Origin of the sequence: Cellulophaga sp. Hel_I_12 (genome assembly GCF_000799565.1) — a bacterium.
Lineage (GTDB): Bacteria > Bacteroidota > Bacteroidia > Flavobacteriales > Flavobacteriaceae > Cellulophaga.
In genome coordinates, this window is sequence record NZ_JUHB01000001.1 from 2,924,967 (window position 1) to 2,940,472 (window position 15,506).

Annotated in this window: 14 protein-coding genes; all 14 read left to right on the forward strand. The window is 40.0% G+C overall.

Features of this window, described 5'->3' with window-relative positions:
• Window positions 1–181: 181 nt before the first annotated feature.
• The 14 genes from GQ45_RS12635 (at window position 182) to GQ45_RS12695 (ending at window position 15,487) form a co-directional block, all read left to right on the forward strand.
• On the forward strand, window positions 182–2,413 hold the full coding sequence (locus GQ45_RS12635; protein WP_047418554.1) for a TonB-dependent receptor domain-containing protein: 2,232 nt from the start codon (window positions 182–184) through the stop codon (window positions 2,411–2,413).
• Window positions 2,414–2,756: 343 nt separating this feature from the next.
• Window positions 2,757–3,128 (forward strand): hypothetical protein, encoded by a 372-nt coding sequence (locus GQ45_RS12640; protein WP_047418557.1) that lies wholly within the window; start codon window positions 2,757–2,759, stop codon window positions 3,126–3,128.
• Between the two features lie 117 nt (window positions 3,129–3,245).
• Entirely contained in the window at window positions 3,246–7,658 is a 4,413-nt protein-coding gene (locus tag GQ45_RS12645; protein ID WP_047418559.1) for a CusA/CzcA family heavy metal efflux RND transporter, read from the forward strand.
• A gap of 16 nt (window positions 7,659–7,674) precedes the next feature.
• Entirely contained in the window at window positions 7,675–8,937 is a 1,263-nt protein-coding gene (locus tag GQ45_RS12650; protein ID WP_047420376.1) for an efflux RND transporter periplasmic adaptor subunit, read from the forward strand.
• Between the two features lie 114 nt (window positions 8,938–9,051).
• A complete protein-coding gene (locus GQ45_RS12655) occupies window positions 9,052–9,390 on the forward strand; it encodes a P-II family nitrogen regulator (protein WP_047418561.1) in 339 nt (112 codons plus the stop codon).
• 15 nt (window positions 9,391–9,405) lie between these two features.
• A complete protein-coding gene (locus GQ45_RS12660) occupies window positions 9,406–9,828 on the forward strand; it encodes a Fur family transcriptional regulator (protein ID WP_047418563.1) in 423 nt (140 codons plus the stop codon).
• A gap of 44 nt (window positions 9,829–9,872) precedes the next feature.
• Window positions 9,873–10,226 carry an STAS/SEC14 domain-containing protein gene (locus GQ45_RS12665; protein WP_047418565.1) on the forward strand — a complete coding sequence of 118 codons (354 nt, stop codon included), beginning with the start codon at window positions 9,873–9,875 and terminating at the stop codon, window positions 10,224–10,226.
• Window positions 10,227–10,268: 42 nt separating this feature from the next.
• Complete coding sequence (locus GQ45_RS18310; protein ID WP_255352047.1) at window positions 10,269–10,391, forward strand: hypothetical protein; 123 nt, start codon at window positions 10,269–10,271, stop codon at window positions 10,389–10,391.
• A gap of 4 nt (window positions 10,392–10,395) precedes the next feature.
• Entirely contained in the window at window positions 10,396–10,491 is a 96-nt protein-coding gene (locus tag GQ45_RS18255) for an SHOCT domain-containing protein (RefSeq protein ID WP_231555200.1), read from the forward strand.
• Window positions 10,492–10,497: 6 nt separating this feature from the next.
• Window positions 10,498–11,301, forward strand: coding sequence for a helix-turn-helix domain-containing protein (locus GQ45_RS12675; protein ID WP_052188220.1), 804 nt, complete (start codon window positions 10,498–10,500; stop codon window positions 11,299–11,301).
• A gap of 5 nt (window positions 11,302–11,306) precedes the next feature.
• Window positions 11,307–11,561: a zinc-ribbon domain-containing protein gene (locus GQ45_RS12680; protein ID WP_047418568.1), complete on the forward strand. Its 255-nt coding sequence runs from the start codon at window positions 11,307–11,309 to the stop codon at window positions 11,559–11,561.
• Between the two features lie 57 nt (window positions 11,562–11,618).
• Window positions 11,619–12,509, forward strand: a complete 891-nt coding sequence (locus GQ45_RS12685) for a bestrophin family protein (protein WP_047418570.1) — start codon at window positions 11,619–11,621, stop codon at window positions 12,507–12,509.
• A 15-nt stretch (window positions 12,510–12,524) separates the two neighbouring features.
• Window positions 12,525–12,953 carry an MgtC/SapB family protein gene (locus tag GQ45_RS12690; protein WP_047418571.1) on the forward strand — a complete coding sequence of 143 codons (429 nt, stop codon included), beginning with the start codon at window positions 12,525–12,527 and terminating at the stop codon, window positions 12,951–12,953.
• Between the two features lie 2 nt (window positions 12,954–12,955).
• Window positions 12,956–15,487, forward strand: a complete 2,532-nt coding sequence (locus tag GQ45_RS12695; RefSeq protein WP_047418572.1) for a heavy metal translocating P-type ATPase — start codon at window positions 12,956–12,958, stop codon at window positions 15,485–15,487.
• The last annotated feature ends 19 nt before the right edge of the window (window positions 15,488–15,506 follow it).

Below are 15,506 nucleotides of genomic sequence, written 5' to 3' on the forward strand. Positions count from 1 at the left end.
TTAGCTAATAAAGATTTAAAAAATCCATAATAATGGGTTTAGCTTATTGCTTTAACTTAAAATTATCTCAAAACCTGATAGTAAAAAATACTATTAAGAATTATTCTAAATAATTTGGACAATACAAAAGAGGATATTATATTTGCGGCCTATTTATAATCATTCTAAATAAAATTGTAAAATGAAAATTCTATCCTTCACAGCAACTACCTTGCTATTTTACATCACGGGATTGGCACAGACCAACCCACAACAAAAAGATTCAATTAAGCAACAAACCGAACAACTTAAGGAAGTCATCGTTACGGGAAATGTATTATTGGGAAGTAAATTTGAGGCACAAAACAAAACGGGTTCTGCAACTTATATCTCAAAAGAAGACTTGAAAAAGTTCTCTTTCACCAATATCAACAGAATTTTACGCACGGTTCCAGGCATCAACATCTATGAAGAAGATGGTTTTGGATTACGCCCAAACATTAGTTTAAGAGGTACTTCGCCTGAGCGCAGCGCAAAAATTAATTTAATGGAAGATGGTGTGTTGATTGCACCCGCCCCTTACAGTGCACCAGCTGCCTACTATTTTCCTACTATTGGCAGAATGGAAGCCATAGAGGTGTTAAAAGGAAGCAGCCAAATACAGTACGGCCCCAACACCACAGGTGGTGCCATAAATATGATATCCTCTCGTATACCGGAAAAATTTTCTGGAAAAGCATCGATTGCTGCCGGAAACTATGATTCAAGAAACACCCAATTGGTCTTAGGCAATAGTTTTAAGAATTTTGGGTTTGTGACTGATTATTTCAACTACAGTTCTGATGGTTTTAAGGATTTAGACGGTGGTGGCAACACGGGTTTTGACAAGACAGATTATATGGCCAAATTTAGAGTAAACACAAATTTGGATGCCAAAATCTATCAGTCGCTATTGTTTAAAATCCAATATTCAGAAGAAGAGGCCAACGAGACCTATTTGGGACTTACAGATGCAGATTTTGAGGAAAGTCCTTTTAGAAGATACAGAGCTTCTTCAGAGGATGTGATGAACGCCAAACACCAACAGTACCAGCTTACCCATTTTATCCGTTTGTCACCATCCCTTGATATAAGGACAACAGGATACCTCAATAGATTTAAACGAAATTGGTATAAATTGGATGACGTGAATTTGGGCGAACGCGTAAGTATTAACAACATTTTGTCTTCACCAGAAAATTTTCCTTCAGAATATCAAACCCTCATGGGTAACGAGGACACCCAAATGGATGCATTAGGTATAAAGGCCAACAATAGGATTTATACCTCAAACGGAATTCAATCCATTGCTACACTAAAATGGGGTAACCAATGGGTACAGCGCTTAGAAGCGGGCATACGTTACCACGAAGATGACGAGGATAGGTTTCAATGGGTGGATAGATATGCGTTTGAAAACCAAGAATTAATACAGACTACAGTTGGTGAAAAAGGAACAGATGCCAACCGTATAAGCAGTGCCAAAGCACTGGCAGCACATTTACTATACACGGTAAAAATTGAAAATTTGACTTTGACCCCAGGGTTGCGCTATGAAAACATCACATTAACTAGAATGGATTATGGTACTGATGATCCTTTACGAACAGGTCAAAATCTATCGATTAGAGAAAACGAAGTGGATGTCTGGATTCCTGGAATAGGAGCTAATTATAGGTTCAGTAACAACATATCAATATTCGGTGGTGTGCATAAAGGTTTTTCGCCACCAAGTAATACGCCGGGGCAAAATCCTGAAGAAAGCATTAATTATGAATTGGGTTCCCGATTTAGCCTAAAAGGTTTCACTGGCGAAGTTGTGGGCTTTTACAATGACTACCAAAACCTACTTGGAAGTGATTTGGCTGCTACAGGTGGCACGGGAAGTCTTGACCAGTTTAATGCAGGTGAAGTACGCGTCAGCGGAATTGAATTTTTACTGAATTACAACCTATTATATAATAAGTCAGAAAAATTTAAACTTCCTCTATCGATTTCCTATACCCTCACGGACACAGAATTTCTGACCAGTTTTGATAGTAACGAAGATATTTATGGAGTGGTTACCATAGGGGACGAAATACCATACATCGCAAAAAATCAATTAAATGCAACTTTTGGACTAGAGCATAAGAAATTTGAAGTGAGCTTGAATTCACGATACACAAGCGCTTTCAGAACAAAAGCAGGTGCTGGAACAATCCCAGAAAACTTTAAAGTAGATTCAAATTTTATAGTGGATTTGTCTGCCCGTTATTTTATTGATGCCAATTTTACCTTGTCATCTAATATTATAAATCTCTTTAATACAACCTATGCAGTATCGAGGGTTCCAGCAGGTTTACGTCCTGGACATCCATTTGGGGTTAATTTTTCTGTCGCGTACGGATTTTAAATTCTTGAAAAGAAATTACTCAATTTTTAAAAAATAGAACCTTGCCAAATTTTGTATGGATTAGGTTCACTTACTTACCCCTTAATAAACCACTTAATCGAGTACTCTTAAGGGAGGTATGGGTGTGATATTAGTTACTTTTGTAGCCTTTATTTAACTTTTAATTACCAATACGTCGATAATTGGGGCTTAATAGTTGATTTTAGAGCAAAATACGCAGATGGCTCTAATATTTTGATAAGTTAAATCTTATTTTTTATCCCGCTTCAAGTTTTTGCACAACCTGTGCATCGATTAATTTGTATATTTGTCAAACTTTATGAAAATATTCGTTTCCATATCAATGTCGCTTCTATTCTTTTTTCAAGGGATTAGCATAGATATGGACTTTTGTGGGCCAATTAAAGAAATTTCAAGTATTATTACCCATTATCAAGACCATAAAGTTTATGGCGACTCTTTCCTTGAATATGTAGTTGAAGATTACATTGACAATGATGCAAAAAATGAAGGGCATCATAATAACCCAGTTAAGGAGAATACACCATTTCATTCCCATAATCAATGTTGTCATCCTTTAGTATTAATTAATGCGAACAACAATTCGGCTTTAACCAATCGACTAAAGTTTGAAGAGAAAAAACAGTTTAACTTACATAAAGTAAACTTCACTTCCAGATATTTGGAATCGCTTTTCCAACCCCCTAAAGTATAATTCAGTTTTTTAAGGATAGCTATATCCTTACGTGATGCTTTTCAAAGTAAGCATCACATTATAAACGCATTGCATCTAATTGCATTGCGAGGTTTAAACTGAATTAATACTTTTTCTATGATTAACAAAATCATTTCATTTTCCATTAATAACAAGTTTATTATTGGGCTCTTTATAGTGGCACTTGTAGGTACGGGCATTTGGTCTATGGCCACTATAAATCTGGGTTCTGTACCCGATATTACCAACAACCAAGTACAGGTTATTACAGTTGCCCCAAATTTAGGTACTGAAGATATTGAGCAATTTGTTACCTATCCGGTAGAATTGGCAATGGCCAATCTTCCTGACGTTATCGAGCTGCGTTCGGTATCCCGTTTTGGGCTGTCCGTGGTTACCATTGTCTTTAAAGATGAGGCAGGTACATATCTTCCCCGGCAATTGGTGCAAGAGAAATTAACCGAAGTTGCTGGAGAAATCCCCGAAGGCTTCGGCACGCCATTTATGGCACCAATAACTACAGGTCTGGGCGAAATCTACCAATACACCTTAAAATTAAAAGAGGGCTACGAAGATAAATACGATGCAATGGAGCTTCGTACCATTCAGGATTGGATTGTAAAACGTCAAATGGCATTAGTTCCCGGAGTGGTCGAGGTCAATGCTTTTGGAGGTTATGTAAAACAGTATGAAGTTGCCATAAATCCTAATAAGCTGAAAAGTTTCGGTATTACAATGAATCAGGTATTTGAAGCCTTGAAAGTGAACAATGCCAATACTGGTGGTGCTTACATTGAAAAAAACCACCAAGCCAATTTTATCCGTGGCGAAGGATTGGCACGAAGTATCGAGGATTTGGAAAACACAGTTGTGACGACTCAAAATGGAAGTCCTGTTTTAATCCGGGATGTCGCCGAAAAAGTAGGCTTTGGTAATCAGGTGCGTTATGGTGCGTTTACCCAAGATGGACACGAAACTGTTGGCGGACAAATTTTAATGCTGAAAGGCGAAAGCCCAGGCAACGTAGTCGAAAATGTGGAGAAGCGCATTGTAGAAATACAAAAATCCCTACCCGAAGGTGTTTACATAGATACATTTTTAAGTCGAAGTGAACTCATTGGAAGAACCACAAGCACCGTTGAAAAAAACCTTATTGAAGGTTCATTGATTGTGATTTTTGTGCTTGTCTTGCTTTTGGGAAGTTTCCGTGGTGGCTTGATTACAGCTTCGGTAATCCCTTTATCATTGCTTTTCGCATTTATATTGATGAAACAATTCGGAGTGTGGGCAAATTTAATGTCCTTGGGGGCAATCGATTTTGGAATCATCGTGGATGGCGCTGTAATTATAGTTGAAGGTATGGTATTCCACATTCATCAACGGATGAAGAAAACCACAACCGCCATTGGCCAACCTGAAATGGATGAAATAGCCTATGAATCGGCAAGCACGATGATGAATTCAGCATTTTTTGGTCAGTTAATTATCCTTATTGTATTTACACCAATTCTCTTTTTGACTGGTGTAGAAGGAAAAATGTTCCGTCCAATGGCATTTACTTTTGGATTTGCCGTTTTAGGAGCGATTATCCTTTGTCTTACTTATGTTCCAATGATTTCAGCACTATTCCTAAAACCTGCTAAAAATCAGAATAGTTGGTTTGCCAAATTTGAAAACAAGATTGATAGGTTCAGTGATAAAATAATGTCCGGTTTAAACAGAGGGTATGTACCATTGCTCAATTTTGCACTTCGCTTTCGAGCTGGTGTCGTGATTGGCGCAGTTGCTCTATTACTGATTGCAGGATTTATTTTCAGCAATATGGGTGGCGAATTCATACCTAAATTTGATGAGGGCGATATTGCGTTTCAGGCTTTGATAAAACCGGGGAGCAGTCTTACCGAGTCTATTGAGGCTTCAAAAAAACTTCAAAATTTAATCAATGAATTTCCCGAGGTAAAAACGGTAATTTCAAGGATTGGTGTGGCCGAAATACCAACAGACCCAATGCCTATGGACATTGCCGATAGTTACATTATTCTTGAAAAAGATAAGAGTAAATGGACTTCCGCAGATAGCAAAGAAGAACTCATAGAAAAAATTCAAGAAAAAATTTCAGTCGTTCCCGGCGTAAATTTCGTATTTACCCAACCTGTAGAACTTCGTTTTAATGAATTGCTTACAGGGGTTCGTGAGGACGTGGCAATTAAATTGTACGGCGAGGATTTAGAAGTGTTAGCCGACAAGGTACAGGAAATCGCAGCGGTCATCAGAACCGTTCCTGGAGCGGCTGACCTCAATGTAGAAGCTACAAGCGGTTTGCCACAAATGACGGTGGTGTATAACCGTGCGAAAATGGCACAATACGGTGTAACCGTTGACAAGCTGAACGATTATGTGAGTGCTTCATTTTCTGGAGAACAGGCAAGTGTGATTTTTGAAGGCGAAAAAAGGTTTGATGTGGTCATTCGGTTGGCGAAGGAATTTCGACAAGATATCAACAGTCTTAAAAATCTTTATATCGATTTACCAAACGGAGCGCAAGTGCCTTTAAAGGAGGTTGCAGATATCAGCTATAAGCCAGGACCAATGCAAATTTCAAGGGACAATACCTCTCGCCGTATTTCGGTTGGGGTCAATGTTCGTGGGCGCGATGTAAAATCGATGGTCGAGGAAATACAGCAAAAATTGGAAACACAGGTAAAATTGCCACCTGGTTATTTTGTAACCTACGGAGGTTCTTTCGAAAACCTTCAACGTGCTTCAGACCGATTGATGATTGTAGTGCCTATTGCACTTTTCCTAATATTCATATTGCTCTATTTTGCATTGAGTTCGTTCTCGCAATCACTAATGATTTATATGGCAGTGCCTTTGGCGGCCATTGGAGGTGTCTTTGCACTATTGATACGAGGAATGCCTTTTAGTATATCGGCAGGTGTTGGTTTTATTGTGCTCTTTGGAGTTGCGGTTTTAAACGGATTGGTACTGATAAACAAATTCAACGAATTAAAAGAAAGTGGAATGACAGACTTAAAAAAACGAATATACGAGGCAACACACGAACGCTTACGTCCAATTTTGCTTACGGCAACGGCGGCCATTATGGGCTTTATCCCAATGGCGATTTCTACCTCTGGCGGGGCAGAAGTGCAGCGACCATTGGCAACGGTGGTTATTGGCGGATTGATAACAGCAACATTTTTAACGCTTGTGGTCCTTCCTGTATTATATTATTGGCTCGAATCGAGAAAGGAACGAAACAATAACGATGGAGGTGTAAGTTATGTCAATAAATCAACCAACATTGTAACCGTATTATTGATGGTTGGCGGTTTGATGGCTTCTGGAACTGCATTTGCCCAAGACACCAATCCAGATGCAACAATGTCAAAGGTCTTAACAGTAAATGAGGCTGTTGCTATGGCAAAACAGAATTATCCTTCGCTTAAGGAAAGTCAAGCTTTAATCGAAAGAGAACAGGCTCTGAAAGGAACAAGTTTTGATTTAGGAAGTACCTCTTTATATACCGGTAGAGAAGACCAAGGGTTACAACAAGGAATATTGCGTACCTATGGCGTACAACAGGGCAATATTGATTTGCTTTCCGGTTTTTCAAAATCCAAATTTTATAAAGAACGGGTTAAATTGGGCGAAAAATTCTATGCTGTCAATGAGCAGCAATTGATTCGTAATGTGATGCAGGCGTATGACCTTATCAATTATAACAAAGCACAATTGCGTTTTGCGGAACAGTTGGACAGTGTTTATGCCAACTTTAGGACGGCTGCCGAATTGCGTTATGATACAGGGGAAACGGGCAAGCTGGAATTTATCGCCGCCTCTTCCGAATATCAGCAGATTCAGGTATTACGACAGCAAGCCTATGACGATATAGAAATCGCCAAAAGGGCATTGAAGCAGTATTTGGGCATCGACCAAGAAATTGAAACGGTCGGACTGCCCTACGGCACAATTAATTTTATGAGTGTTTTGGATTCAACTTCGATGGCCAACAACCCAATATTGCAGTATTCGATGCAGAATGCGGAAGTAAGCAAAGCGAATATCGGTGTGGAGAAAGCACAGTTCCTACCAAAATTCAGCATAAGTTATGATAAACTGAAATACAACGATGTGTCTGGCTTTAGCGCATATCAAGCAGGTATCAGCATTCCGCTTTGGTTCTTTCCTCAAAAATCAAGGGTTAAAGCTGCCAAGGCAGATGCAATGGTAGTCGAAAACCAGTATTTGGAACAGAAGGCAATAACTGAAAGTAGGGTTTCCCAACTTTTAAAATCTTTAGAAAAAACCCAAAAGACCCTTGATTATTATCAAGAAGGAGCTTTACTATTGGCCGAAGAACAGATTTCGACAGCTGAACTTGCTTCAAAAGAAGGCGAAATAGATTATGTGAATTATATCACGATCCTGAACAGTGCCATTCGTATAAAGCAGAGTCATTTACAATTTATAAATCAGTATAACCAACAAGCTATTGAGCTACAATATCAATTGGGCAATTTATAACCTTAAAAAAAGAGAAATGAAAAATATACTATTAGTAAGTACCGTATTATTTACACTTATGTTTATGAGCTGTAACGATGCCCAAAAATCTGAACTTGGGCATAACGAAGCTGAAGGCGTATCAAAAACCAATGAAGTTGGAGAAGATGCACACGGCGAAGAAGGCCACGTTGAAGGAGAAGAGGAAGAAGGTGGTCACAGCGAGGAAGAAGGCGTTGTCGAACTCACAAAGCAACAGGCCGAAACCATAGGTTTGGAAATGAAACCTTTGGAGGAACGCAATTTAGGGAACAACATTAAAGTAACAGGAACGCTGGAACTTTTCCCACAGGACAAGGCGAACATAAGTCCTTTTGTTGGTGGAAATGTGAGTTCCATAAAAGTAATCCCTGGAGATAACGTAAAGAAAGGTCAGGTGTTGGCATATATAGAACACCCAGATATCATTGCAATGCAACAAGATTATCAGGAAAAAAATGACGAACTGGTCTTTTTGAAACAGGATTTTGAACGTAAGCAGACCCTTTATGATAAAGGTGTTTCTTCTGGCAAGGAATTTCAGATGGCGCAGTCAAAATTTCGTTCCACAACATCCAGCGTCAATGGTTTGCGGTCCCAGTTGAGACTGTTGGGCATTAACCCGGACAAAGTGGCGGAAGGCCAAATATATTCCGCTGTTCCCATTACCTCGCCTATAAGTGGGTATGTGGATGAAGTAATGATTAGCCTTGGCGATTACGTGGCACAACAATCCAAAATGTTCTCGATAAGCGACAATTCAAAAATCTATGTCAACTTCAAAGTATATGAAAAAGACATAAAGCAAATCAAGCAGGGGCAACAGATATATTTTTCCACGGCCTCTCGTCCAGATGAACTGCTTAAGGCAACCGTTCGGTCTGTAGGTAAAACCTTTGAGACAGACCCAAAAGCTTTGGAAGTTCTGGCAGATATTGAAAACAAGGATAAAAACCTATTGCCAGGTATGTACGTGGAAGGACGCATAGTGCAGGGCGAGAAAAAGGGTTTCGCCGTTCCGGAAGCTGCCATTATAAAAGAAGGCGAGCAATCCTTCATTTTCATTTTGGATGAAGATGAAGAAATGAAAGCGGGCAAAATGAAATTCAAAATGATACCCGTAACGGTCGGTATTACTGATTTAGGCTTTGTTGAAGTCAATCTTCCTGCCGAAGTTTCAAAGGATGCCAAAGTCGTGATAAACGGAGCTTATAACCTGTCTTCGGAAATGGTCAAGGGCGAACTGGAACACGGACATTAATTCAATAACAATCAAAGGTTTTGAGTCCGAGTTTGTTATAGTCTTAATTAGTTAGTTAAAAATTAAAAAACAAGCTCGGTTCAAAATCGATTAAAACATAAAAATATTTTTAAGATGAAAGAAATAAAAGCATTTGTAAAACCGAACCGAATCCAAAGAGTCATTGAAGCACTATCAGATAATGGATTTGAAAGTATGACCCTTTCACAAGCAGAAGGTACTGGCGCATTCAAGGCAAAAGGTGCAAGACCTTCGTTGGATTTTCGTATTACCGATAGTCCTGTGGTTAAGCTGGAATTGGTCTGTCAAAATGAGGAAGCCCAAGCTGCCATTGAAATAATTTTAAAAAATGGCAAAACGGAAGAACCTGGAGACGGCATTATCTATATAGCAAATATTGAAGATGCCTTTCAGATTAAAACTGGGGATTCCTTAAAACGGTACGACCTATAAAACACTTCAGTACAAATGGAAAAAATAGTTCAACTTCTGGAAAACAAAGGGATACGACCTACGGCTATGCGCCTTATGACCTATAAGCGGTTGGCAGAGTTGAATGTGGCCATCAGCCTTGGCGACTTGGAAAAAGATTTTAAGGTCAGTGAAAGAAGTACCCTATTTAGGACTATGAAAGCGTTTGAAGAAAAAGGGATTGTGCATCAAATCGAGGATGGGACAGGGGTTATAAAATACGCCCTTTGCGAAGAAAATTGTGAATGCGAGGTCGGCAACGACCTTCATTTGCACTTTCATTGCAACAATTGTAATGAGACGGTCTGTTTAACAGAACATAAAATCCCTCACATCAACTTACCTGATGGTTATATTACCGAGGATATCAACTTGGTGGTAAAGGGTATCTGCGAAAAATGCAGTGGCAATTTGGTTTAAACGTTTGGTTTTTAAATTCAATTATCATTTATAAATAATGAGCAATGATAACAATCTATAAAAAAGAGGCTACTGTATATATGGTAGCAGAGAATAAGCTGGATGCCAAGGATTATGAAAACTTGATACCAGTCTTAACAGAACATATAACTGCCCATCCGGAAGTGTCTTGGTATATTGAAATGAAAAATTTTGAAGGTTGGACGGCAGAGACATATTGGAAGGGAATTGAATTAGACCTTCCGAATGAAAAGCATTTAAAGCGTGTTGCTTTGGTGGGTAGCGTTAAATGGCAGGAGCAATTTATCGAGGTATTGCTTCCTTTTTCAGAAGCTCATATAAAATTTTATAAGACCGAAGAAAAAGAATTGGCCAAAGAATGGATAGAAATAGAATAACATAAAAAATGGATATACTATTGATTTAAAAACAGAAACACTATGATGGACGATTGGTATTTTGGAGGAATGCACTGGATATGGTGGGGACTTTGGATAATCCTCATCTTTTTTGGATATCCTAATTCCTTACCCCACCCCGGGACAGAAACGGAAAAAGGATAGTGCGATGGAAATCCTGAGGGAACGTTTTGCACGGGGCGAAATAAGCGAGGAAGAGTTTGAACAGCGAAAAAAAATGTTACGGGAAAACAAGAAAAAATAAACTGCAATGAAACCGCCTAATGGCATACATAATCAAAAAAGAGGAGGGCAGAACAGGCAAGAATTTCTTATTGCTATTGTTTTAGGGTTTGCGGTGGGCATAATCATTATACAGCCATTGGGCATTTCTCTATTCCAGTATGACCAGAGTGGTGATACGGGCAATTGGTGGTATTTGTTCAAAAATGCAGTTGGGCAAGCTCTCGGATTTGGCGATGTGGACCAAATCCTAAAAAATATCCTGTTTGGTATTATGGGAAGCAGTCTCGCCCTGATGTTCTATACAAGAAAAACGATATTTCGACCAAACAGGGAGAAAGTCGGGGTTACTTTAATTTGTGAATTATTGGACAAAGGTGAAAACCACAAGGTAGAATTCAAAAGCACCTTGCGGTGGGACCTACGACAAGGGAAGGTCAACAAAGCCTTGGAAATGGTAGTGGCAAAGACCATTGCAGGATTTATGAATACCGAAGGCGGCCATTTGATTATAGGAGTTGACGATGAAGGCCGTATTGTGGGGCTCGAACAAGATTACGGTACTTTAAAGAAACCGGGCAAGGACGGATTTGAACAGTATATAATGCAGTTGGTGTCCTTCAATTTAGGCACGCATTTTTGCCCTTTGGCAAAGGTGGGCTTTTACCAATTTGAAGAAAAGGATATCTGTTATGTAAGGGTCCACAAATCGCGAAAACCCGTGTATTTGAACCTGGGCGACCGTTCTCATTTCTTTATCAGAACCGGGAACGGTACCCGGGAGTTGGATATGCCCGAAGCATTAGATTATATGGAAACACACTTAAATTAAACAATATGGGATTTTTAAAACATTTATTAAGAGGAAGTTATGGTCATCATTCCAACAAGCATCAACGTAAAAATAATGACCCAAGATTTGATGAACCCAAGGTTGTTGTGAGATGTACAAAATGCGGCAAAAACAATCCTGAAAATGCTTCTTTTTGTCAATATTGTGGCGAGCCTTTAGGTAAAGTAAAATGCAAAAGTTGTGAAGAACCAATACCTATGGATGTAAAATTTTGTTCTAAATGTGGCACTGAAGTATAGTTTACATTATGAGAACAAGCAAACAACTTATTGAACGGACTTAAATAATTTTTAAATATGCTCTTAAATAAAAGAATATCCATTGTCAATTTCATTAAAACCATAAAGTTTGATATTGTATTCATTGCATCATATGCTGTAGCTGTGGGTATTTTAGACCAATATGGTTTTTTGTCAAAAATTTCGATTCCAATTGGTGTTACTGCTGTTTTTGGCACCGCTGTAGCTTTACTTTTGGGTTTTCGAACCAATCAAGCCTATGAACGATGGTGGGAAGCCAGAATTATTTGGGGTGCTATTGTAAACGATTCCCGAACACTGATCAGACAATGTGTTTCATTTTTCAAAAGGAGCAACGGGCAATACGATACCTTGGTCAGGGAAATGGCGAACCGTCAAATTATCTGGAGCTATGCCCTGGGGGAATCGTTGAGAAAAACACCCTTTTCCCCCAAAGTTAAGGAATACACGGAATCTTATAAAATGAAGTCTTTTAATATTCCAAATACTTTATTGTCAGAACATTCTGAAACTTTGCTAAAAGCAAAAGAAAACGGTATGGTCAATGATTTTCAGCAGGTACAGATAGACAGTACCATAGCCAGGTTATGTGATTCTATGGGCAAGTGCGAACGTATAAAAAACACGGTCTTCCCAAAAGCACATAGCTTATTGATACATCTTATAATCTATGTGTTTGCCACAATGTTGCCATTTGGTCTGTCAGACCAATACCTGGCAGTAGAAATAAGTCTAACTATTGGAATACCTATTGTTTTTATTGCCATTGAAAAAACATCCATTCTGATGCAGGATCCTTTTGAAAACCGACCTATGGATACACCTGTAACCGATTTGGCGCAAACAATAGAAATAAACATAAAGCAAATGATAGGAGAAACAAATGTTCCCGACAAGAAAAAACCGACAGACTATTATGTTTTATAAAAAAAATTATTAACAATGGATTTTCAAACTGAAATAACGCTCTTACCAAGGTTACTTGTTGCCCTTGTACTTGGTGTTTTGATAGGGCTCGATAGGGAAATTGACGGAAATGCGGCTGGCATTAGAACGTATGCAGCCGTTTGCCTTGGGGCGGCCTTAATAACAATTATCAACTCTCACATTGATGTAGCAGACCAAACCCGCATTGTCGCCAATATTGTTTCCGGTATTGGGTTCCTTGGTGCAGGAATTATTTTTAGGGATAGCGCGAAAAATTTAATTTCCGGTTTGACTACCGCAGCTACAATTTGGGCCACTGCCGCGGTTGGTATAGCAATTGGGTTTGGTATGTACCTCATTGGAAGTATTACGGCGTTATTGCTCATTCTACTTTTGGTTTCACATCATTTTCCTTTATTGAAAAAAAGAAATAAAAATCACTAATCATGAAAAAACTAAAAATCAAAATTCCCGTAATCCTTCCGCAAGTTCCAAACGAAAAAGACACTTGTGTTGAAAGGCTTATTCAAGAACTACAGGCTAAAGAGGGCATCGAAAAAGTGCACGTTGCCGATGCAAACGGAGAGGATGTGCCACAGCTATGTTTTCATTATGACCCCGATATCATTTCCATCGACCGCATCCAATCCCTTGCAGAGCGGACTGGTGCCGAGATTACCGAAAAGTACGGGCATTTGCTCATAGAGGTTAAAGGAATCAGACACACAAGGCAGGCACGTACCATAGAGAAAAGCCTTTTGGCAATCAATGGAGTTTTGGAAGCTTCCGTTTCGGCCTCTGGAATGGTACGTCTTGAGTTTGATAAAAAGCAAACAAATTTTGATGAAATAAGCAAACAAATTAAAAAAGAAGACCTTCAGATTCAGCGGAGTGCTTCAAACGAAAATGATTACACCAAAGCATCCAGAAAAAAACAGGAGCGTTCAAAGAAGGAAGAGACTAAAGAGCAAACTTCCACAGAGGGACACGAGCACAAAGAAGGCGAGACCCACGAGGAAGGAGAAGAGCACGCCCACGGTGGTATTTTCGGTAAAAATACGGAGCTCATTTTTTCCATTATCTGTGGGGCACTTCTCGGAATAGGTTTCGGCCTTTCCTATGTAGAATCCATCCCAGATTGGGTCAGTCTTTCTTTATACATCGGTGCTTACTTTTTTGGAGGGTACTTTACGGCGAAAGAGGCCATACAGACCGTGGCCAAAGGTGGTTTTGAAATCGACTTCTTGATGTTGGTTGCCGCCATCGGTGCCGCTGCTCTGGGCGAATGGGCAGAAGGTGCCTTGTTGCTGTTCCTGTTTAGTTTGGGGCACGCCCTTGAACATTATGCAATGGAAAAGGCTCGAAAGTCCATTGCGGCACTGGCAGACCTTGCGCCAAAAACAGCATTGCTTAAAAAAGATGGTAAGACAGAAGAAGTTGGAATTGAAAAATTGGGCATTGGCGATATTATAGTGGTCAAGCCCAATAGTAAAATATCCGCAGATGGCGTCGTGGTCAATGGAAAAAGCAGCGTCAACCAGGCACCTATTACCGGGGAAAGTGTACCCGTGGACAAAATTCCCGTGGAAGATACGAGCAGGGACTATTCGGCAGACGATGATATCAAGGACGAAAATCGGGTATTCGCTGGAACTATCAACGGTAATAGCACGTTGGAAATTAAGGTAATCAAAGAAGCCAAAGACTCTACGCTGTCCCGACTCGTCAAACTGGTCAACGAGGCGCAGACCCAGAAGTCCCCTACCCAACTGTTGACCGATAAATTTGAAAGATATTTTGTGCCATCCGTACTGATACTGGTTGGCATCCTGCTCTTTGCCTTTCTGGTCATTGATGAACCGTTTAGTGCCAGCTTTTATCGTGCAATGGCGGTATTGGTAGCTGCAAGTCCCTGTGCACTGGCCATTTCAACACCAAGTGCCGTATTAAGCGGTGTGGCAAGGGCAGCACGTGGCGGCGTGCTTATCAAAGGTGGGCGACCACTTGAGGATTTAGGGGTCATTACGGCTTTGGCTTTTGATAAAACGGGCACGCTTACAGAAGGCAAGCCCAAACTTACCGAAGTAGTACCATTAGGGGATATTGAAGAAAATGAACTGTTAAAGATAGCTGTTGCTGTTGAAAACTTGAGCGACCACCCTTTGGCCAAAGCTGTCGTAAGGGATGGGAAAGAGCGTCTGAAAGGTACTGATATTAACGATGCGTCAGATTTGGAAGCGGTTATCGGAAAAGGTATCAAAGCGTCCTTGGGCAAGGATAAAATCTATATTGGAAACCTTGACTTGTACGAAGACCTCGATGAAGCAAAACCATCCGAAGAAATATCGAATAAAGTAAAAGAACTTGAAAGCGGCGGAAACACGACGATGCTTATAAGAAGGAACAAAGAATATATCGGTATCATCGCCCTGATGGACACCCCACGGGAAGCAGCCAAGGAAACACTTAAAAAATTAAAGGAAATCGGTATCAAGCGGATGATTATGCTTACGGGCGATAATCAAAAAGTTGCCGATGCCGTTGCTAAAGAAATTGGGTTGACCGATGCCTGGGGAAGCCTGTTGCCAGAGGAAAAGGTTGATGCTATTAAAAAATTAAAAGAACAGGAATCCAAAGTTGCAATGGTAGGCGATGGTGTGAACGATGCCCCGGCAATGGCAAACAGTACCGTTGGTATTGCAATGGGTGCAGCGGGAAGCGACGTGGCCTTAGAGACAGCAGACATAGCACTAATGGCAGACAAACTCGAAACTTTGCCATTTGCTATCGGATTGAGCAGAAAAGCAAAGACCATTATCAAGCAGAACCTTTGGGTAAGCCTTGGTGTTGTGGCACTGCTAATACCAGCTACCATTTTGAGCTGGGCAAACATAGGGGTCGCCGTGGCATTTCACGAGGGGTCTACTTTGGTAGTCGTGGCCAATGCTCTGCGCCTTTTGGCTTATAAAAAAGATTAGAAAAATTGGGACATAGAAG

Coding starts and splice junctions, on each gene's coding strand:
- GQ45_RS18310 (WP_255352047.1), top strand. CDS start 10,269: ATGATGGACGATTGGTATTTTGGAGGAATGCACTGGATATGGTGGGGA.
- GQ45_RS12635 (WP_047418554.1), top strand. CDS start 182: ATGAAAATTCTATCCTTCACAGCAACTACCTTGCTATTTTACATCACG.
- GQ45_RS12675 (WP_052188220.1), top strand. CDS start 10,498: ATGAAACCGCCTAATGGCATACATAATCAAAAAAGAGGAGGGCAGAAC.
- GQ45_RS12665 (WP_047418565.1), top strand. CDS start 9,873: ATGATAACAATCTATAAAAAAGAGGCTACTGTATATATGGTAGCAGAG.
- GQ45_RS12695 (WP_047418572.1), top strand. CDS start 12,956: ATGAAAAAACTAAAAATCAAAATTCCCGTAATCCTTCCGCAAGTTCCA.
- GQ45_RS12660 (WP_047418563.1), top strand. CDS start 9,406: ATGGAAAAAATAGTTCAACTTCTGGAAAACAAAGGGATACGACCTACG.
- GQ45_RS12655 (WP_047418561.1), top strand. CDS start 9,052: ATGAAAGAAATAAAAGCATTTGTAAAACCGAACCGAATCCAAAGAGTC.
- GQ45_RS12680 (WP_047418568.1), top strand. CDS start 11,307: ATGGGATTTTTAAAACATTTATTAAGAGGAAGTTATGGTCATCATTCC.
- GQ45_RS12645 (WP_047418559.1), top strand. CDS start 3,246: ATGATTAACAAAATCATTTCATTTTCCATTAATAACAAGTTTATTATT.
- GQ45_RS12685 (WP_047418570.1), top strand. CDS start 11,619: ATGCTCTTAAATAAAAGAATATCCATTGTCAATTTCATTAAAACCATA.
- GQ45_RS12690 (WP_047418571.1), top strand. CDS start 12,525: ATGGATTTTCAAACTGAAATAACGCTCTTACCAAGGTTACTTGTTGCC.
- GQ45_RS12640 (WP_047418557.1), top strand. CDS start 2,757: ATGTCGCTTCTATTCTTTTTTCAAGGGATTAGCATAGATATGGACTTT.
- GQ45_RS18255 (WP_231555200.1), top strand. CDS start 10,396: ATGGAAATCCTGAGGGAACGTTTTGCACGGGGCGAAATAAGCGAGGAA.
- GQ45_RS12650 (WP_047420376.1), top strand. CDS start 7,675: ATGAAAAATATACTATTAGTAAGTACCGTATTATTTACACTTATGTTT.